Origin of the sequence: Lichenihabitans sp. Uapishka_5, assembly GCF_033947565.1 — a bacterium.
In the GTDB taxonomy this organism is placed as follows: Bacteria; Pseudomonadota; Alphaproteobacteria; order Rhizobiales; family Beijerinckiaceae; genus Lichenihabitans.
This window is the reverse complement of record NZ_JARPVX010000002.1, coordinates 164,431-181,849: the sequence shown is the minus strand read 5'-3', so window position 1 is coordinate 181,849 and position 17,419 is coordinate 164,431. Positions and strand designations below refer to the sequence as shown.

17 protein-coding genes and 1 tRNA gene are annotated in these 17,419 nt (G+C 66.6%); 14 read left to right on the top strand and 4 right to left on the bottom strand.

What is annotated here, in order from left to right:
• The first annotated feature begins 65 nt into the window (after positions 1 to 65).
• The 6 genes from P7D22_RS01880 to P7D22_RS01855 all read left to right on the top strand — a co-directional run bounded on the left by P7D22_RS01880 (position 66) and on the right by P7D22_RS01855 (position 4,146).
• Positions 66 to 347 carry a DUF4164 family protein gene (locus P7D22_RS01880; protein WP_319932494.1) on the top strand — a complete coding sequence of 94 codons (282 nt, stop codon included), beginning with the start codon at positions 66 to 68 and terminating at the stop codon, positions 345 to 347.
• A gap of 11 nt (positions 348 to 358) precedes the next feature.
• Complete coding sequence (locus tag P7D22_RS01875) at positions 359 to 727, top strand: cell division protein ZapA (protein WP_319932492.1); 369 nt, start codon at positions 359 to 361, stop codon at positions 725 to 727.
• Positions 728 to 805: 78 nt separating this feature from the next.
• Positions 806 to 1,600 (top strand): inositol monophosphatase family protein, encoded by a 795-nt coding sequence (locus P7D22_RS01870; protein WP_319932491.1) that lies wholly within the window; start codon positions 806 to 808, stop codon positions 1,598 to 1,600.
• Positions 1,601 to 1,697: 97 nt separating this feature from the next.
• Positions 1,698 to 2,669, top strand: coding sequence for a flagellar motor protein MotA (locus P7D22_RS01865; protein ID WP_319932490.1), 972 nt, complete (start codon positions 1,698 to 1,700; stop codon positions 2,667 to 2,669).
• Complete coding sequence (locus tag P7D22_RS01860) at positions 2,669 to 3,697, top strand: peptidoglycan -binding protein (RefSeq protein ID WP_319932489.1); 1,029 nt, start codon at positions 2,669 to 2,671, stop codon at positions 3,695 to 3,697. The genes P7D22_RS01865 and P7D22_RS01860 overlap by 1 nt, the downstream gene beginning before the upstream one ends.
• Complete coding sequence (locus P7D22_RS01855) at positions 3,697 to 4,146, top strand: GNAT family N-acetyltransferase (RefSeq protein WP_319932488.1); 450 nt, start codon at positions 3,697 to 3,699, stop codon at positions 4,144 to 4,146. The genes P7D22_RS01860 and P7D22_RS01855 overlap by 1 nt, the downstream gene beginning before the upstream one ends.
• Before the next feature lie 11 nt (positions 4,147 to 4,157).
• Here P7D22_RS01855 and choV read toward each other — a convergent pair whose 3' ends face one another.
• Genes choV through P7D22_RS01840 form a run of 3 tightly spaced genes read right to left on the bottom strand, consistent with a single transcriptional unit; the run spans position 4,158 to position 7,186 of the window.
• A complete protein-coding gene (gene choV / locus P7D22_RS01850; RefSeq protein WP_319932487.1) occupies positions 4,158 to 5,327 on the bottom strand; it encodes a choline ABC transporter ATP-binding protein in 1,170 nt (389 codons plus the stop codon).
• Positions 5,327 to 6,187, bottom strand: coding sequence for an ABC transporter permease subunit (locus tag P7D22_RS01845; RefSeq protein ID WP_319932486.1), 861 nt, complete (start codon positions 6,185 to 6,187; stop codon positions 5,327 to 5,329). The genes choV and P7D22_RS01845 overlap by 1 nt, the downstream gene beginning before the upstream one ends.
• 51 nt (positions 6,188 to 6,238) lie before the next feature.
• Positions 6,239 to 7,186: a choline ABC transporter substrate-binding protein gene (locus P7D22_RS01840; RefSeq protein ID WP_319932485.1), complete on the bottom strand. Its 948-nt coding sequence runs from the start codon at positions 7,184 to 7,186 to the stop codon at positions 6,239 to 6,241.
• A gap of 164 nt (positions 7,187 to 7,350) precedes the next feature.
• Here P7D22_RS01840 and P7D22_RS01835 point away from each other — a divergent pair.
• The 8 genes from P7D22_RS01835 (at position 7,351) to P7D22_RS01800 (ending at position 16,065) form a co-directional block, all read left to right on the top strand.
• Positions 7,351 to 7,426, top strand: a tRNA-Thr gene (locus P7D22_RS01835).
• 73 nt (positions 7,427 to 7,499) lie between these two features.
• Positions 7,500 to 7,697, top strand: coding sequence for a hypothetical protein (locus P7D22_RS01830; RefSeq protein ID WP_319932484.1), 198 nt, complete (start codon positions 7,500 to 7,502; stop codon positions 7,695 to 7,697).
• A gap of 149 nt (positions 7,698 to 7,846) precedes the next feature.
• Entirely contained in the window at positions 7,847 to 9,187 is a 1,341-nt protein-coding gene (locus tag P7D22_RS01825; protein ID WP_442916005.1) for a nucleotide sugar dehydrogenase, read from the top strand.
• A 76-nt stretch (positions 9,188 to 9,263) separates the two neighbouring features.
• Positions 9,264 to 11,216, top strand: coding sequence for a polysaccharide biosynthesis protein (locus tag P7D22_RS01820; RefSeq protein WP_319932483.1), 1,953 nt, complete (start codon positions 9,264 to 9,266; stop codon positions 11,214 to 11,216).
• 4 nt (positions 11,217 to 11,220) lie between these two features.
• A complete protein-coding gene (locus tag P7D22_RS01815) occupies positions 11,221 to 12,153 on the top strand; it encodes an NAD-dependent epimerase/dehydratase family protein (RefSeq protein ID WP_319932482.1) in 933 nt (310 codons plus the stop codon).
• 132 nt (positions 12,154 to 12,285) lie between these two features.
• On the top strand, positions 12,286 to 12,888 hold the full coding sequence (locus tag P7D22_RS01810; protein WP_319932523.1) for a PRC-barrel domain-containing protein: 603 nt from the start codon (positions 12,286 to 12,288) through the stop codon (positions 12,886 to 12,888).
• A gap of 18 nt (positions 12,889 to 12,906) precedes the next feature.
• The gene (locus P7D22_RS01805; RefSeq protein ID WP_319932481.1) at positions 12,907 to 14,175 is read left to right on the top strand and encodes an MFS transporter; all 1,269 of its coding nucleotides are present in this window, start codon (positions 12,907 to 12,909) and stop codon (positions 14,173 to 14,175) included.
• 66 nt (positions 14,176 to 14,241) lie between these two features.
• Complete coding sequence (locus P7D22_RS01800) at positions 14,242 to 16,065, top strand: ABC transporter ATP-binding protein (protein ID WP_319932480.1); 1,824 nt, start codon at positions 14,242 to 14,244, stop codon at positions 16,063 to 16,065.
• A gap of 27 nt (positions 16,066 to 16,092) precedes the next feature.
• On the opposite strand, the gene mtnA is transcribed toward P7D22_RS01800, so the two are convergent.
• Positions 16,093 to 17,193 (bottom strand): S-methyl-5-thioribose-1-phosphate isomerase, encoded by a 1,101-nt coding sequence (gene mtnA / locus P7D22_RS01795; protein ID WP_319932479.1) that lies wholly within the window; start codon positions 17,191 to 17,193, stop codon positions 16,093 to 16,095.
• Positions 17,194 to 17,419: the final 226 nt, after the last annotated feature.

Here is a 17,419-nt window from a genome sequence, read left to right as displayed (position 1 = left end):
TCAATGCGCCGCTTGTACGTCAAAGCTGTGTGGCCCGCTACAGCTGGAAACGAACGCACTTCCCCATGGCGCTGCCAGATAGCCTGCACAATGCCGTGAAGACATTGACGGGTGCCCTCGACCTTCTGGAGGCGGCCGTGGAACGCCGCGTCCGTGCGGACGCGGCCCGCGCTCAGCTGGAACAGGAACTGGCCTTGATGCAGGAGGACCGGGCACGACTCGGCGAGGCTCTGGAGCAGAGCCAATTGGCTGGCGAGCAATGGCGTCATACGGGGGCCGCCGTCGCCGAACGGCTCGAGCAGATGGATGCCGTTTGCGCCACGCTGCGCGATCGCCTCGGCGACTGACGGAGCCGCGCATGACCCAGGTCACCGTGTCCATCGCGGGCCGCTCCTATCGCATGGCCTGCGACGACGGCGAGGAAGCCCATCTCGAGCGGCTGGCAGAACGGCTCGACGCCAAGATCACCGAATTGCGCGGCCATTTCGGTGAGATCGGCGACGGTCGCATCACCGTGATGGCGGCTTTGACCATCGCGGACGACCTATCGGCCGCCGAAGCCCGCGTAGCCGCGCTCGAAGCTCGGCTGGCCGCGGTAGCGGACCTCGAGGCGAGCGTCGACGACCGGCTTGAGGCCGGTTATGCGACGGTGGCGGAGGCGGTCGTCGAGGCGGCGCAGCGCATCGAGCGGATCGCCCGCGGCCTCGACGCGATCGGCCGGGACTGACCCGACGCGGCGTTTAGGGGTGGCGTTCGACGGCCGAATTTGCTTTGACCCGGCCTTGCCCGCGCTTGGAAGCCCGCCATGATCCGATCCGCCCTGATGACCGTCATGACCGCAGCCGCCCAGAAGGCCGGCCGCGGCTTGAAGCGCGACCTCGGCGAGATCGAGAACCTTCAGGTGTCGGTGAAGGGCCCGGGCGACTTCGTCACCGCGGCCGACAAACGGGCCGAGAAAGTGCTGTTCGAGGAACTGTCGCGCGCCCGGCCAGGCTACGGTTTCGTGATGGAAGAGGGTGGCACCGTCGAGGGCACGGACAAGAGCCACACCTGGCACATCGATCCGCTCGACGGCACCACCAACTTCCTGCATGGGCTGCCGCTGTTCGCCATCTCGATCGCGCTGGTTCGCGAAGATCAGATCGTGGCCGGCCTGATCTTCAATCCCGGCACCGACGAAATGTATGTCACCGAGAAGGGGCAGGGCGCGTTTCTCAATGCCACCCGCATGCGGGTGGCGGCCCGGCGCAAACTATCGGATTCGCTAATCGCCTGCGGCATCCCGCCCTTGGCGCGGGCCAAGCACCATCCCTTGTTCAAGCAGGAATTCGCGGCGTTGCTGGCCACCTCCGGCAACCTGCGCCGCCTCGGCTCGGCGGCGCTCGATCTGGCGGCCGTGGCGGCGGGTCGTTTCGATGGCTATTGGGAGCGCAATATCCAAAGCTGGGACGTGACGGCCGGCGCCCTGATGGTGCGTGAGGCGGGCGGCTTCGTCAGCACGGCCGATGGCACCGACGACATCGTCCATGGCGGCAGCATCCTGGCCGGCAACGAATACATCCAGCGTGAGATGCTGGCCGCCATCAAGGGCATCGGCTGAACCCTGGCTGTGGGATTCGCGTGAGTCCGCGTCAACCTTCTGCTAAGGATTGAGAAAGCCCCCGCCGGTCGCGGCGGCGGTGCGCCGGATTGGATTGATGGCCTCACGCGGTGATCCCTTTCGCTTGTCCTCGCCACGGGTGTTCCTGGTGCGGATGGTGGTCTTCCTGATCCTCGTCGGCTTCGTGGCCCTGATCCTGTACCGGCAGATCAGCGCCGCCTTTCTGGCCAACCCGGCGCTCAACGGCCTCATCTTCGGCGTAGCCGTCATCGGTATCGTGCTCGGGCTGCGACAGGTGATCCGGCTCTTCCGTGAGGTCCGGTGGGTGAACGCGCTGCGACGGCCGGGGAGCGACGCGCCGGCCCCGGTGCTGCTGGCACCCCTCACGGCGGTGATCCGCCCGGATGCCCAGCCGAATTCGGTGTCGACCCTGACGCTACGGGCCGTGCTGGACGCCGTCGGATCGCGCCTCGACGAATCGCGCGAGCTTGCCCGGTACCTCACCGGCCTGCTGATTTTCCTCGGCCTGCTCGGCACCTTCTGGGGCCTGCTGGAAACCGTCGGGTCGATCTCCGGCGTCATCCAGTCGATGCAGGTGACGGGCGATTCCGGCGCCATGTTCGATGATCTGAAGAACGGCCTCGCGGCCCCCATCGCGGGCATGAGCGTCTCGTTCACCTCGTCGCTGTTCGGATTGTCGGGCTCGCTGGTGCTCGGCTTCCTGGACCTCCAGGCCGGGCAGGCGCAGAACCGCTTCTTCACAGAACTCGAAGACAACCTGTCGAACTACACCACCGAGGCACTCGGCGAGGGCGGCGACGCCAAGGCTGTCGCACTGCCGGTGGGTCTCCAGTCCGCCCTCGACAAGATTGCGGCCGGCGCCGACCAGTCGAGCAGCCGCGCCGCCACCGCCGCCATGGCCAATCTCGCGGAGGGCATCCAGGGCCTCGTGCAGCACATGCGATCCGAACAGCAGCTGATCCGCGACTGGGTGGAAACGCAGTCGAGCCAGAGCAACGAAACACGGCGGCTACTCGAGCGCGTGCTGCGCGAAAAGGAGATGCGCTGATGGCGCTTGCGCGCAGTCGGCGCAGCCAACGCCACATCGATTATTGGCCCGGCTTCGTCGATGCCCTTTCGGTGATGCTGCTCGTCATCACCTTCCTGTTGTCGGTGTTCATGCTGTCGCAGTTCTTCATGTCGCGCGAAGTCAGCGGCAAGGACTCGGCCCTCGGCCGGCTCAATCGACAGATCGAGGAGCTGACGTCGCTGCTCGCCCTCGAGCGATCGAAGTCGTCGAGCGACCAGTCGAGCCTTGCCTCGCTTCAGGCGACGCTCGATGCGACCGCCAAGGAACGCAACCGCCTGCAAGGCGTCGTCGATGCCGGCGTGCTGGCGGGTGGCGGCGCAGCCGTGGCGACATCCGACGCCGCCGGCGCTGTGACACGCGAAAAGGACAACACCAGCCGGGCGCTCGCCCAGGTGGACATTCTCAACCAGCAGATCGCGGCGTTGCGTAAGCAGCTCGGCGCCCTTGAGGATGCACTCGGCGCCTCGGAGTCTCGCGACAAGGACAGTCAGGCCCGCATCGCCGAACTCGGGTCGCGGCTCAATGTGGCGCTGGCCCAGAAGGTGCAGGAGCTCGCGCGTTATCGGTCGGACTTCTTTGGCCGACTGCGCGAGATCCTCGGCAACCGTCCCGGCATCCGGGTTGTGGGCGACCGCTTCGTGTTTCAATCCGAGGTGCTGTTCGATTCAGGCCAGGCCACCGTCAACCCCGATGGCCATGCGGAGCTCGATCAACTGGCCAGCGCCGTGATCGAGCTCGAACGCGAGATTCCGCCCGACATCGCCTGGATCCTGCGTGTCGACGGCCATACCGACAAGCGCCCGATCACCTCGCCGCAGTTCAAGTCGAACTGGGACCTGTCGGCGTCGCGCGCCATCGCGGTGGTGCAGTATCTGGTCGGCAAGGGCGTCGATCCGCAGCGGCTGCTGGCGGCGGGGTTCGGGGAATTCCAGCCGATCGACACGGGCGACAGCGACGACGCCTTGCGTCGGAACCGCCGCATCGAACTGAAGCTCACCGAGCGGTAATGATCCACATCGCGCCGTTTGAGGACCGCCACTGGCCAGACCTCGAAACCCTTTGGGTAGAGGCTTGGACGGCCCTTCTGCCGAGCATCGACTTCGCGGCCCGGATACCCTGGTTTCGAAACCATGTGGCCGATCTGCAGCGGGAAGGGGCCACAGCCCTGGTGGCGCATCACACCGGGACGCCCCTCGGTTTCATGACGATCAATCCCGACACCCGGGACCTCGACCAGCTTGTGACCGCACGGGCTGCGCAACGCCGCGGCATCGGCCGGCTTCTGATCCGGGCCGCCAAGGCGCGCTCGCCCGCTGAGCTGAGCTTGACCGTGGCGCAGATGAACCAGCCCGCGATAAGGCTCTACGAAAGCGAAGGCTTCGCCGTGTCAGGCACCGGCATCAGCCTGCGGTCCGGTCTCCCGACCTTCCGGATGGTGTGGCAGGGCCTCGCTTGACGGCAGGGCCGTCACCGAAGCAAAGCCCGATAAATATCGGCCTCGCCGATTGCGCCCAGCAGAGCCCCGGCCGCATCCACCACCAGCAACGGGCAATTCTGCACCTGCCGCAGGGCGATGGCCTGCCGTAATGGCATATCGGCCGGGATCGTAATCGCTTCGGCCCCGACCGCATGGCCGTTGAGCCCGCTGCTCGCCACCGGGAGGGTAGCGCCCGTGCCGATCCGCAGCGGGATGGGCTGCCCTTCGGCAACTACCACCTGCAAGCCGGAGGCCTGACAGGCCGTCACCACCTGACCGGTGCGCGGCAGCGTCGCCAGGGGCGTCATGATGGCCGACGCGCGCAGCGCCTCGAGCGGGTTCACGTGGCGCACGAACTCGGCCACATAAGCATCGGCAGGCCGCAGCAGAATGTCCTCCGCGGTGCCGGCCTGCACGATGCGCCCGCCCTCCATGATGACGATGCGGTTGCCGAGCTTGATGGCTTCGTCGAGGTCGTGGCTGACGAAGAGGATCGTCTTTTTGAGGGTGCTCTGCAGCGCCAGGAGCTCGTCCTGCAGCTTGGTGCGGATCAGCGGGTCGAGCGCCGAGAAGGGCTCGTCCATCAGCAGAATATCGGCGTCGGTCGCAAAGGCTCGGGCCAGGCCGACGCGCTGCTGCATGCCGCCCGACAGTTCATGGGCGTATTTGTCGGCCCAGCGGTCGAGCCCCACCATGGCGAGCTTTTCGTCGACGATCCGGTTGCGCGCGACGCCGGACAGCCCGCGCAGTTCGAGGCCGAGCCCCACGTTGTCGCGCACGGAGCGCCAGGGCAATAGCGCGAATTGCTGGAACACCATGGCGACCGAGCGGCCACGCAGCGCACGCAGGCTGCGGGCGTCGCAAGTGGACACGTTCACGCTACGGCCACCCACATCCACCAGCACGTCGCCCCGCGCCGGCACGTTGAGACGGTTCACGGCGCGCAGCAGGGTCGACTTCCCCGAGCCCGAAAGGCCCATCAGCACGCAGATCTCGCCATGGTCGACGCTGAGATTGGCCTTGGCCACCCCGATGACCTGCCCGGTCTCGGCCAGGATCTCCTCGCGCGTGCGGCCCTGATCGAGCAGCGCCAGTGCGGGGCCGGGCGCCGCCCGGCCGAACACGATGTCGACGTCGCGGAACGTGACGGCGGCCGACATCAGGCGGGCCTCATGGTGCCGGATGGCCGGCGGAAGGTGCGGTCGAGCAGGATGGCGACCAGCACGATGGCGAGACCCGCCTCGAACCCCATCGCGGGCTTCACCTGATTGAGCGACCGCAGCACCGGCACGCCAAGGCCGCCCGAGCCCACCATCGTGGCGATGACTGACATCGACAGCGACAGCATGATGGTCTGGGTCAACCCTTCCATGATGCTCGGCCCCGCATGCGGCAGCTCGACCTTGCGCAACAGTTGCGCACCTGTCGCCCCAAAGGCTTGGCCCGCCTCGCGCAGCGGCAGTGGCACGCTGGCGATGCCAAGCTGCGTCATCCGGATCGGGGCCGGAATGGCGAAGATCACCGTCGCGATGATGCCGGGCACGACGCCGAGCCCGAACAAGGACAGCATGGGGATCAGATACACGAAGGTCGGCAGCGTCTGCATCAGGTCGAGCAGCGGTCGCAGCGCCTTGGCGAGCCATTCCCGATGGCCTGCCGCGATGCCGATCGGCACGCCCACCAGCATTGAAGCCAGCGTGGCGTAGAAGGTGATTACGAGCGTGACGAGCGTATCGGCCCAATAGCCCTGGTTCAGGATGAAGACCAGCGCCGCAAAGGCGAACAGCGCCACGCGCCAGGACCGCCGGATCAGATAGGCGAGAACGGCCAGAATGGCGCAGAACACCAGCGGCGGTACCAGGCCCAGCGTCGCCGACGTATGGTCGATCAAGCCGCCAAGTGCGTCCGAAACGAGGTCGAAAAACGAACCCGATCCGTCCTTCACGGCATTCATGCCGAGGTTCAGCTCGCGGCCGATCGGGATCTTGTGCGCCACGATGAACGCAGTGACGGAATCCATGGCTCGGTCCCTCGCACGGTCGGGCGGCGCGATGGCGCCGCCCGTTGAGGCTCAGAGGCCCAGGCTTTTCTTCACAGCCGGAAGGCCGGGCTGACCATCGAAGGTGGTGACGCCGGCCAGCCAATCGTCCAGCACCGCGGGATTGGCCTTCAGCCAGTCGGTCGCGGCCTTACCGGCATCCTGGTCGTCGAACAGGATCGAGCCCATGATCTGGTTCTCCATCGGCAGCGAGAACTTCAGATTGCCGATGAACTTGCCCGCGTTGGGGCAGTCTGCCGCGTAATGGGCGCGCTCATTGGTGTAGACGGTGGCTCCGCCGTAATTGGGCCCGAACACGTCGTCGCCGCCAGTCAGGTAGGCCAGCTTGAACTTGGTGTTCATCGGATGTGGCTCCCACCCCAGGAACACGATGGGCTCGTTGCGCTTGGTGGCCCGCTCGACCTGGCTGAGCATGCCCTGTTCGCTCGACTCAACGATGTTGAAGCTGTTCAGCCCGAACCTGTCGTCCTTGATCATGCCGAGGATCAGGCGGTTGCCGTCGTTGCCGGGCTCGATGCCATAGATCTTGCCATCGAGCTTGTCCTTGAACTTGGCGATATCAGCAAAGGACTTCAGGCCGGCATCGTAGACGTATTGCGGCACCGCGAGGGTGTATTTCGCGCCCTCGAGGTTGGGCCGGATCACGTCCACCGACTTGTCGTCGACATAGCTCTTCCGATCGCCCTCCATGGTCGGCATCCAGTTGCCGAGAAACACGTCGATCTGCTTGTTCTTAAGGGACGTATAGGTCACCGGGACGGACAGGACGGTCGTAGTGGGCGCATAGCCGAGCGCCTTCAAGATGGCGGAAGCCGTGGCGGTCGTCGCCGTGATGTCAGTCCATCCCACATCGGAGAACCTGACCGCCTTGCAGCTGTCGGGCTCGGCGGCCCGGGCCGTCGAAACGAGCCCCAGCGCCGGCATCATCAATGCCACGATCCCCAGCTTCCAACCCTGCATTGCGCTTCTCCCTGCTTCGCACCGGCGCCTCGCGTCGGCCGTTCGGCGCAGCTGATCTGAGCCCCGCATGCAACACTTGTTCCGATCCGACGCGTCCGGGTCGAGTTCAGCGCAATCTGGTCGCAGCTTGTCAGGTTTCGGCGTTGTTGCTACGAAAAAGCTAAGCCGGTTTAGCTCAGTTGGTAGAGCAACTGATTTGTAATCAGTAGGTCGCGGGTTCGATTCCTGCAACCGGCACCACCGCTCACGACGCTGCAGGCTGGTTTCGCAGTGCGCCGAGGTGGGGCGCATCGGCTCATGGCGGGGATTGCGCATGGTCAACGCTGAGGCGGACCCCTGGACCCGTTGGTATGAGAGTTATCGGGCGGGTCGCTTTGCCTTGCACAAGGCTGCGGCAGCCGGACGTGAGCGGCGACGCGCCGCCAATATCGTCGCAGGTCTGCTGCTGGCCTATATTCTGGTCGGCGGCCTGATCGCCGGCGTCGCGGTTGGCGTCGTGATGGCGAACTGATCCAGCCGGCATGCCCCTCGCGCTCGCGGCCCGATCCAGGCTAGAAGCCGCGTGGTCCCGAAGGCGGGCCGGACGGAGGCAACATCCGGGTGCGTGAAACCAGTGGCAACCAGCGACCGCCGGATGATGCCGGGCTGCGGGATGGGACCGTGACGCCGCCCGCCGACATCGACGTTCTGCTCGCGCGCATTGTGGCGCGACGCTTCAGCATTGCCGTCATCGGTTTGGGCTATGTCGGATTGCCTTTAGCCCTGACGGCCGTCCAGGCGGGCTTCGAGGTTTGCGGCTTCGATACGAGCGCGGCCAGGGTCGACGGCATCGCGGCAGGATCGAGCTTCACCACCCATGTGTCCGAGGCGACGATCCGGGCCGCGCTCGCGACCGGACGCTTTGCGGCCACCACCGACCTCGGCCGTCTCGGGAACTATGACGCCGTCATCATTGCGGTGCCGACGCCGCTGACGCGCAGCCGCGATCCTGATCTCGGGCATGTCGAGGCGGCCGCGCGGGCCGTGGCGGCCTGCCTGCGCCCCGGACAGCTCGTCGTGCTTGAATCGACCACCTGGCCCGGTACCACTACCGAGGTGGTGGCCCCGATCCTCGACCGGACCGGCCTGCGTCGCGGCCAGGATTATTTCCTCGCCTACTCGCCGGAACGCGAGGACCCCGGCAACAAGGATTTCCGCACGGCCGCGATCCCCAAGGTCGTGGGCGGCGACGGGCCCGAAGCGGCGCGGCTCGCCGAAGCACTTTACGGCGCGCTGGTGACCGAGGTGGTGCCCGTGTCCTCCACCACGACCGCCGAAGCCGTCAAGCTGACGGAGAACATCTTCCGCTCGGTCAATATCGCGCTCGTGAACGAATTGAAGCTCATCTACGACAAGATGGGCATCGACGTTTGGGAGGTGATCGAGGCGGCCGGGACGAAGCCGTTCGGCTACATGCCGTTCTATCCGGGCCCGGGCCTTGGCGGCCACTGCATTCCGATCGACCCCTTTTATCTCACCTGGAAGGCACGGGAATTCGATTTCACCACCCGCTTCATCGAGCTGGCGGGCCAGATCAACACCGCGATGCCGCAGCATGTGATCGACCGCTTGGCCGAGTCGCTCGATCGTGCGCAGGGCATCGGCCTGTCGAAGGCCGAAATCCTGGTGCTGGGCGTCGCCTATAAGAAAAACGTCGACGACCTGCGCGAAAGTCCGTCGTTGCGGTTGATCGAGTTGCTCGAGGAACGCTCGAGCCACGTCACCTACCACGACCCCCACGTGCCGGTGATCCCCGACCATGCGGATCATCGCGGCCTCGCGGGGCGGCGATCGATCGCGCTGACCCCTGACACCATCGCGCGGCACCATGCGGTGCTGATCGCCACCGACCATGACGCCGTCGACTATCACGCGATCGTTCGCCATGCCCGGCTGGTGATCGACACGCGCAATATCTGCCACAAAGTCGGCGCCATGGCGTCCCATGTGGTCAAGGCATGAGGAACGGCGTGCCGGGTCGTGCGGCGGCTCGTCCGGGCAGGCAGGCGGATGACCGAAAGGCCGTGTTGAGCGCGCGATGATCTGGCGACTGTCATCACGAACCCTGATGCTGCGGGGCGCGGCCTTCCTGCACGATGTGCTGATGTCGGCGGCCGCCTATCTGGTGGCGCTGACGCTGCGGCTCGGCATCGAGGGGCTGAACCATCAGTTCCACCACTACGCCCCGCCGTTGTTCGTCTTTACCCTCATCGCGGCGCTCGTGACGCCGTTGACGGGCTTGAACGCCGGCATCTGGCGCTATGCTTCGCTGACCGATCTGGTGGCGGTCATCAAGGCCGCCACCGTGACGGCGGTGTGCTTCACCCTGGTGTATTTCGTGGTGCGGCTCGAATACGTGCCGCGATCCTCGGTCATCGCGGCCTGGGCCTTTATGATCATTTTCCTGGCGGGGCCGCGCGCCATCTACCGGATCTGGAAGAGCCATCGCGCTTCCGGGCGCGGCCATCGCCGGCTGAAGCCCGTGCTGCTGGTGGGGGCGGGCGATCAAACCGAGATGTTCATCCGCGCCGTCGCCGAGCGCAACGACATGCCGTTCGAGATTATTGGCGTCATCGACGACAGCGGCCGGCGCACGGGCCGGCTGCTGCGGGGCGCCCGCGTGCTCGGTGCGATCGAGGACATTCCCGACCTCGTCCACAGCTATGGGTTGAAGGGACGACGTCCTGAAAGCCTGTTGCTCGTCAAAGGCCAACGCGAACTCGGCGCCGCCAAGGTCGAACTGCTGCTCGAACAAGCGCAGGATCTCGGCATCGACCTGCTGCGCATGCCGAATCTCGCAGACCTGCGCGACGCCGACCTCAGCCAGGTCGAGCTGAAGCCGATCGCCATCGAGGACCTGCTCGATCGCGATCCCGTGACACTCGACCTTCCGCGGATCTCGCAACTGATCGCCGGCACCAGCGTCTTGGTCACCGGAGCGGGCGGCTCGATCGGCTCCGAACTGTCCCGGCAGCTGGCGGCGCTCGGCCCCGCCCGGCTGACGCTCGTCGATGCGTCGGAATATCTGCTCTACAGCATCGATGCCGACGTTCGCCGATCTTATCCGGGCCTCGTGGTGCTGTCGCGGGTCGGCAACGTGCGCGAGCGTGACGCCATCCATCGGCTTTTCCAGGATGCGAAGCCCGACATCGTGTTCCACGCGGCGGCCCTGAAGCATGTGCCGATCGTCGAGGCACAACCGCTCGAAGGCTTGCACACCAACGTGATCGGCACCCGCAACGTGGCCGATGCCGCGCAGGCGGTCGGGGCCACGGCAATGGTCATGGTCTCCACCGACAAAGCCGTGAACCCGACGAATGTCATGGGCGCCAGCAAGCGTTTCGCCGAAATGTATTGCCAGGCGCTCGATGTGCTCCAGCCGCAGGCGTCCACCCGTTTCGTCACGGTGCGGTTCGGCAATGTCTTGGGCTCGGCGGGGTCCGTGGTCCCGTTGTTCGAGAAGCAACTTAAAACCGGGGGGCCGATCACCGTCACGCACCCGGACATCGAACGCTTCTTCATGACGATCCCCGAAGCCTGCCAACTGGTGCTGCAGGCGGCCGTGCAGGGCCTCGACTCCGCCATGCAGCGGGGCAGCATCTTCGTGCTCGACATGGGCAAGCCCGTGAAGATCGTCGACCTGGCACACAAGATGATTCGCTTGTCCGGGCTGCGGGTGGGACACGACGTGAAGATCGCCTTCACGGGCCTGCGACCGGGCGAGAAGCTGTTCGAGGAGCTGTTCGACCGACATGAAACCCTCAGTCCCACCGGCGCGGCAGGCATTCACGCGGCACTGCCGCGCTTGATCCAGCACGACGAGATCGTCCGCGTGGCGGACGACCTCGAAAGCGCCATCCTGGCCGGGGACGAGGCCGATGCTCGCCGGCTGATGGCAGCGACCGTCAAGGAATATGCCCCGCGGATCGATGCCGCGACGCTGCCGCATGCGACGGCGGCTGACCCGCTGCCGGCTGCCGTGGCTGGCTGAGGCCATGCTGGTCGTAACCGGAGCGACGGGGTTCGTGGGTCAGGCGCTTTGCGCCGCCCTGGTCGAGGCCGGCATCGCGTTCCGTCCCGTCGGCCGGCAGGCGACGCCCGACCGCATCGGCGTCGGCGAGATCGGGCCCGACACCGATTGGCGCCACGCCGTCGCGGGCACCACCGCGGTGGTGCATCTGGCGGCTCGCGTCCATCACATGCGCGAGGATGCACGCGACGCCGACGCCGCCTACCGGCGCGTCAACCTGGAGGGGACGCTGGCTCTCGCCCGTCAGGCGCACGAGGCCGGCGTGTCCCGGTTCGTCTTCGTCAGCTCGATCAAGGTCAACGGCGAGCGGACCGTGGCGGGGCAGCGCTTCCGGGCGGATGACGCCCCGCACCCGCTCGACGCTTATGGGCGCTCGAAGCAGGCCGCCGAGGATGGATTGCTGGCCTTCGGCGCCCGGACCGGGATGGAGGTGGTGATCGTTCGGCCTCCGCTTGTATATGGGCCGGGCGTGGGCGCCAACTTTCGGGCACTCGTCACCCTGGCCCGGCGCGGTTTGCCGCTGCCATTTGGCTTGATCCGCAACAAGCGGTCGCTGATCGCCGTGGAGAACTTGGTCGACCTGCTGATGCATTGCATCACGCATCCGCGCGCAAGCGGCCGGGTGTGGTTGTGCAGCGATGGCGAGGACATCTCGACGCCCGACCTGTTGCGGGCGATCTGCCGGGCTTCGGACGTTCCGGCCCGGCTGTTCCCCCTGCCGCCGAGCCTGCTGCAGGCGGCCGCTTCCCTGGCCGGTCGAGGTGCTGCCGCGCACCGCCTCACCGAATCGCTGCAGGTGGACATGCGCGATACGGGCGATACGCTCGACTGGCGCCCACCCCTCACGATGGCGGAGGCCCTGGCGCGCGCCGCCCGGGCCGGCTGGCAGCGGTTGTGATGCCGCCAGGGGTGCTGGTCGTGGCGCGCGGTGTCTTGATTCCCTCGAAGCTCCTTGCGTAGGGTGCAGCCGGTGTGGCGCCCTTGCCTCGGCGATCACCCGGGCCTTGCTGCCACATCACCGGTGACCGCCATGGACAGGATTGCGATGCGTTTCTTGGCCGATATCCGTCTCAAGCATATCGGCGTCGCGCTGCTTCTGGGCGCCGCGCCGGTGGCGTTGGGGAGCCCTGCCTTAGGCGCCGGGCTGCGGCTCGCGCAGGCCGCGCCAGCGCCGGCTGCCGTCGCGCCAGCCGGATCGGCGGCGCAGGAAACCGAGGACGGTAAAGCCGAGAGCCTCGGCACGCCGGCGGTCGTCATCGACGGACAGGCGGCCGAAAGCCTGCTCGGCAAAAAAGTGCAGAGTGCCAAGGATGAGGATATGGGCCGCATCGTCGACGTGATCGTCGACAAGGCGGGACAGATCCGTGCCGCCATCGTGGATTTCGGCGGCTTTCTGGGAGTCGGCAGCCGCAAGATCGCGGTGGACTGGCGCGCGATCCACATGTCGCCCGACGGCAAGCTCGATCATCTGGTGATCTCGCTGCCGCAGGATCAGTTGCGATCCGCCCCGGTCTATAAGGAAGGCGAGCCTGTTGTGGTGATCGGGCCGCCGGCCGCGCCCACCAAGGCGCCGGTGCCAGTGCCCGCACCCGTCGCACCGCCGGTGACGGCTCCCGATGTTCCGGCCAAATAAGGGCGCGAACCTTTTCGCGTGACCCATTCGAACACGCCCGCAGGGGCGCCGCCGATCCGCTCGCGCGCCACGCGACGAGCCCTCGACTGGTTCGTCTTCTTTGTGGCCGATATTCAGACCGGGTTCGGCCCGTTCGTGGCCGTCTACCTGACGTCGGAAAAATGGACCCAGACCGACATTGGCCTGGTGCTGACGGTTGCCGGCCTGATCACCCTGATGTTGCAGGTGCCGTGCGGGGCGCTTGTGGATTCGGTGCGATCGTTGCGGGCCGCGGCGGCGGTGGCGGTGTCCGCAATCGGGGCGGCGGCGTTTGCGCTGGCGGTCTGGCCGGTGTTTCCCGTGGTGCTGGCGTCGCGCATCATGCATGCCGCCGGCAGTTGCGTTCTCGGGCCCGCGATCGCGTCGATGAGCCTGAATTTTGCCGGTTCGGCCGGCATCAGCACACGCCTCGGCCGCAATGCCTCCTTCGCCTCGATCGGCACCGGCCTCGCGGCCGCCGGCATGGCGGCCTGCGGCTATTACCTGTCGAGCCAAGCCGTGTTCCTCGTGGCCGCGGCCTTGGTCGGACCGGCGTTGATCGCCTTGGGCCGGATCAGGGCCGCCGAAGTCACCCCGCAACATTCGGGAGCGGCGGCCGCGCATCGCGGGCCGTCGTGGCGCGAAACGCGACAGGGTTTGGCGACGCTATTGCGCGACCGGGCCCTGATGGTCTTCGCCTTCTGCATCGTGCTGTTCCAGCTTGCCAACGCCGCCATGCTGCCGCTCGCCGCCAGCATGGTGACGCTGCGATCCGCCTCGGCCGCCACCGTGATGGTGGGCGCCGCCGTGGTGGTGCCGCAACTCATCGTCGCGGTCCTGTCGCCCATCGTCGGCACCAAGGCCCAAAGCTGGGGGCGCCGGCCGTTGCTGATCATCGGCTTCGCGGCCCTGCCGGTGCGCGCCCTGTTGTTTGCCGTCATCGTCAACCCGAACCTGCTCGTGGTGGCCCAGATGCTCGACGGCATCTCGGCCTGCGTGCTCGGCGTACTGGTGCCCCTGACGATGGCGGACGTCACCCGCCGCACCGGGCATTTCAACTTGGCGCAAGGCGCGATCGGATGCGCGGTCGGCATCGGAGCCTCCATCAGCACCACGCTGGCTGGCAAGCTGTCGGACCTCTACGGCAGCTATGCGGCCTTCGTGGCCATGGGGGTCGTCGCGGCCGCCGCCGTGATCGTGGTGGCGCTGTTCATGCCCGAAACCCGCACGGCGCCCGGCGATGCCCCACGGGAGCAAACGCCGGCATGAAAGAGCGGCGATCCGCTGCCTAACGCGGGGCACAACGAAAATCTTTCGGCCTCGCCCGGAATTTGCATGACGCAGGTGCTACAACGACGCCAACGAAAGCGATGGGGCGGGCGCATCATTTCTGAATCGCTGGATGAATATGCGGACCGTCCGTTCGCCTTCTTTCTTCGTTACATCCGACGAAGGCCCGTCTCCCATGGGGCGATCCTGGTGTGCGTGCTCGGCGCCGTCGGGTTCTCGATCAGCACGCAATACGGCATCAAGTCCCTGGTCGACACGCTGTCGAAGGGCCAGGACGGCGGCGCCAACCCGTGGGCCGCCTTCACGCTGCTGGTCAGCTTCATTGCCTGCGACAATTTCCTGTGGCGCATCGCCAGCTGGATCGGCAGCTATGCCTTTGTGGGCGTCACGGGCGACCTGCGATCGGACCTGTTCCGCTACCTCACCGGTCATGCGCCGAGCTATTTCGCCGAGCGCCTCCCCGGCGTACTGACCAGCCGGATCACCGCGACCTCGAATGCGGTGTTCACCGTCGAGAACATGTTCGTCTGGAACGTGCTGCCGCCTTGCGTCGCCACGGTCGGGGCCATCGCCTACCTTTCGGCGGTCAGCGTCCCCATGGCGGGGTTCCTCATCGTCGTCGCGGGCGCCGTAATGGTGCTGATGTTCAAGATCGCCGCCGCCGGGCGACCGCTGCACCACGATTTCGCCGACAAGGCCGCAGCGGTCGATGGCGAAATGATCGACGTCATCGGCAATATGAACCTCGTCAAAGCCTTCGGCGGCATCACGCGCGAACATCTGCGCTTCGACCTGACGGTCGGGCGCGAGCTGGTGGCCCGCCGTCGCAGCCTGCAATATCTCGAGAAGATGCGCCTGCTGCACGCCTTTGTGGTGGTGGTGATGACCTGCGGCCTGCTGGGCTGGGCCATCACGCTGTGGAAGGCGAAGCAGATCAGCACCGGCGACGTGGTGCTGGTCGCCACACTCGGCATCTCGGTGCTGAGCGCAACCCGCGACCTGGCGGTGGCGCTGGTGGATGTGACGCAACATCTGGCGCGATTGTCCGAGGCGCTGCGCACCTTGCTGACGCCCTATCAGATGACCGACCATCCGCAAGCCGAGGCCCTGGTGGCCGGTGGGGCGCGCCTCACCTTCGAGCGCGTCACCTTCGCTTATCCGACCGGCCGCACCATCTTCGACACCATCACCATCGACATTCCTGCCGGACAGCGCGTCGGGCTCGTGGGCCCGTCCGGTGGCGGCAAGTCGACGCTGATTTCGCTATTGCAACGCTTCTACGACATTCAGGGTGGCCGCATCCTGATCGACGGCCAGAACATTGCGCGCATCACCGAGACCAGCCTGCGCGACGCCATTGCGATCGTGCCGCAGGATACCGCGCTGTTGAACCGGAGCCTCGCCGATAACATTCGCTACGGGCGGCCCGACGCCACCGATGACGAAGTCTGGGCCGCCGCCATCGCGGCCCGGTGCCGGCCCTTCATCGAGAACCTGTCCGAGGGGCTCGACACGATGGTGGGTGACCGCGGCACCAAGCTGTCGGGCGGCCAACGCCAGCGTATCGCCATCGCGCGGGCCTTCCTCAAGAATGCGCCGATCCTGCTGCTCGACGAGGCCACATCGGCGCTCGATAGCGAATCCGAGGAGGCGATCCGTCAGGCATTGGAACGCTTGATGAACAACCGCACGGTGCTGACGGTGGCGCATCGCCTGTCCACCCTGCGGGGCTTCGACCGCATCCTGGTCTTGCGCGGTGGTCAGGTGGTGCAGGATGGGCCGCCCGACGAGCTGATGCGCGTCGAGGGTCCTTATCGTGATCTGATCAACGAGGAGGTCAGCCGCTTGGCGCCGCAGGCGGTCGCCTGAAGGCTGTCCGAGCTAAGGACGTAAGACCTACGCGGCCGCCGCTTGGGGAAATAGGGACAGAAGCCCGGCTTCCGAAGCCTCGCACAGGCCGCGCTCGGTGATCAGCCCCGTCACCAGCCGGGCCGGCGTGACGTCGAAGCCGTAATTCAAGGCCGGGCTGCCTTTCGGGGTGACGCGCACGGTGGCGATGTCGCCAGCCTCCGTTTCACCGGTCATGTGCGTCACCTCGGCGGCCTCCCGCTCCTCGATCGGAATCTCACGCACGCCATCGCGCATGTGCCAGTCCACCGTCGAGGACGGCAGGGCGACATAGAACGGCACGCCATTGTCGTGGGCCGCCAAGGCTTTCAGGTAAGTGCCGATCTTGTTGCACACGTCCCCGGTGCGGGTGGTGCGGTCGGTGCCGACGATGCAGAGGTCGACAGAGCCATGCTGCATCAGGTGGCCGCCGACGTTGTCGACCACGATCGTATGCGGCACCCCTTCGGCCGCGAGCTCATAAGCCGTCAGGCTCGCGCCCTGGTTGCGGGGCCGCGTTTCGTCGACCCAGACATGAACCGGCACGCCGGCCCGATGGGCCTTGTAGATCGGCGCCAGCGCGGTGCCCCAGTCGACCGTCGCCAGCCACCCCGCATTGCAATGGGTGAGCACGTTGATCGGCCTGCTGCGGCCGGCGTCGGTCCAGGCCTGGGCGATGAGATCGGCGCCATGCTGGCCGAGGGCGGAACAGACCGCCACATCGTCGTCCGCGATGGCGGCGGCTTCCGCATAAGCGGCGTCGCGCCGCTGGTCCGGCCGCAAGGGCTGCAACAGCCGGCGCATGCGTTCGAGGCCCCAGCGCAGGTTGACGGCCGTCGGGCGGGTGCCGAGCAGGTGCTGGAAACTTTCCGCCAAGGCGGCATCCGATGGATCGGCCTGCATGGCGAGGGCAAGGCCATAGGCGCCTGTGGCGCCGATCAGCGGAGCGCCCCGTACCGTCATGTCCCGGATCGCGGTCGCGGCCTCTTGCCAGCTGCGAAGGGTCGCCACAACGAAACGGTGCGGCAGGGCCCGCTGGTCGATCACATGCACCGAAGGGCCGTCGCGATCGGGCCAAATGGTGCGGAAGGGCGTGTCACCGATCTTCATGCGCGGGGTCGCGGTCCTCTGAGGGATGATGCCGGGCAACCTAGGCGAAACCGCCGCTCCGGCGCAATCGGGCGGCGGCGACACGGAGTGCTGGGGCCAGCGTCGGCGTCATCGGCAACGAATCTGGGCTGGTGATCGACCAACCGGTTCGAAGCTGTGCAGCATGCCTGAAAACGAGGCGCAATCGTTCCACATGGGCTGGTGCTTCACCTTGACAAGAACCGTT

What these genes read in the sequence shown, in the direction of transcription:
- P7D22_RS01880 (WP_319932494.1), top strand. Translation starts at nt 66, where the DNA reads ATGGCGCTGCCAGATAGCCTGCACAATGCCGTGAAGACATTGACGGGT.
- P7D22_RS01875 (WP_319932492.1), top strand. Translation starts at nt 359, where the DNA reads ATGACCCAGGTCACCGTGTCCATCGCGGGCCGCTCCTATCGCATGGCC.
- P7D22_RS01870 (WP_319932491.1), top strand. Translation starts at nt 806, where the DNA reads ATGATCCGATCCGCCCTGATGACCGTCATGACCGCAGCCGCCCAGAAG.
- P7D22_RS01865 (WP_319932490.1), top strand. Translation starts at nt 1,698, where the DNA reads ATGGCCTCACGCGGTGATCCCTTTCGCTTGTCCTCGCCACGGGTGTTC.
- P7D22_RS01860 (WP_319932489.1), top strand. Translation starts at nt 2,669, where the DNA reads ATGGCGCTTGCGCGCAGTCGGCGCAGCCAACGCCACATCGATTATTGG.
- P7D22_RS01855 (WP_319932488.1), top strand. Translation starts at nt 3,697, where the DNA reads ATGATCCACATCGCGCCGTTTGAGGACCGCCACTGGCCAGACCTCGAA.
- choV (WP_319932487.1), bottom strand. Translation starts at nt 5,327, where the DNA reads ATGTCGGCCGCCGTCACGTTCCGCGACGTCGACATCGTGTTCGGCCGG.
- P7D22_RS01845 (WP_319932486.1), bottom strand. Translation starts at nt 6,187, where the DNA reads ATGGATTCCGTCACTGCGTTCATCGTGGCGCACAAGATCCCGATCGGC.
- P7D22_RS01840 (WP_319932485.1), bottom strand. Translation starts at nt 7,186, where the DNA reads ATGCAGGGTTGGAAGCTGGGGATCGTGGCATTGATGATGCCGGCGCTG.
- P7D22_RS01830 (WP_319932484.1), top strand. Translation starts at nt 7,500, where the DNA reads ATGGTCAACGCTGAGGCGGACCCCTGGACCCGTTGGTATGAGAGTTAT.
- P7D22_RS01820 (WP_319932483.1), top strand. Translation starts at nt 9,264, where the DNA reads ATGATCTGGCGACTGTCATCACGAACCCTGATGCTGCGGGGCGCGGCC.
- P7D22_RS01815 (WP_319932482.1), top strand. Translation starts at nt 11,221, where the DNA reads ATGCTGGTCGTAACCGGAGCGACGGGGTTCGTGGGTCAGGCGCTTTGC.
- P7D22_RS01810 (WP_319932523.1), top strand. Translation starts at nt 12,286, where the DNA reads ATGGACAGGATTGCGATGCGTTTCTTGGCCGATATCCGTCTCAAGCAT.
- P7D22_RS01800 (WP_319932480.1), top strand. Translation starts at nt 14,242, where the DNA reads ATGACGCAGGTGCTACAACGACGCCAACGAAAGCGATGGGGCGGGCGC.
- mtnA (WP_319932479.1), bottom strand. Translation starts at nt 17,193, where the DNA reads ATGAAGATCGGTGACACGCCCTTCCGCACCATTTGGCCCGATCGCGAC.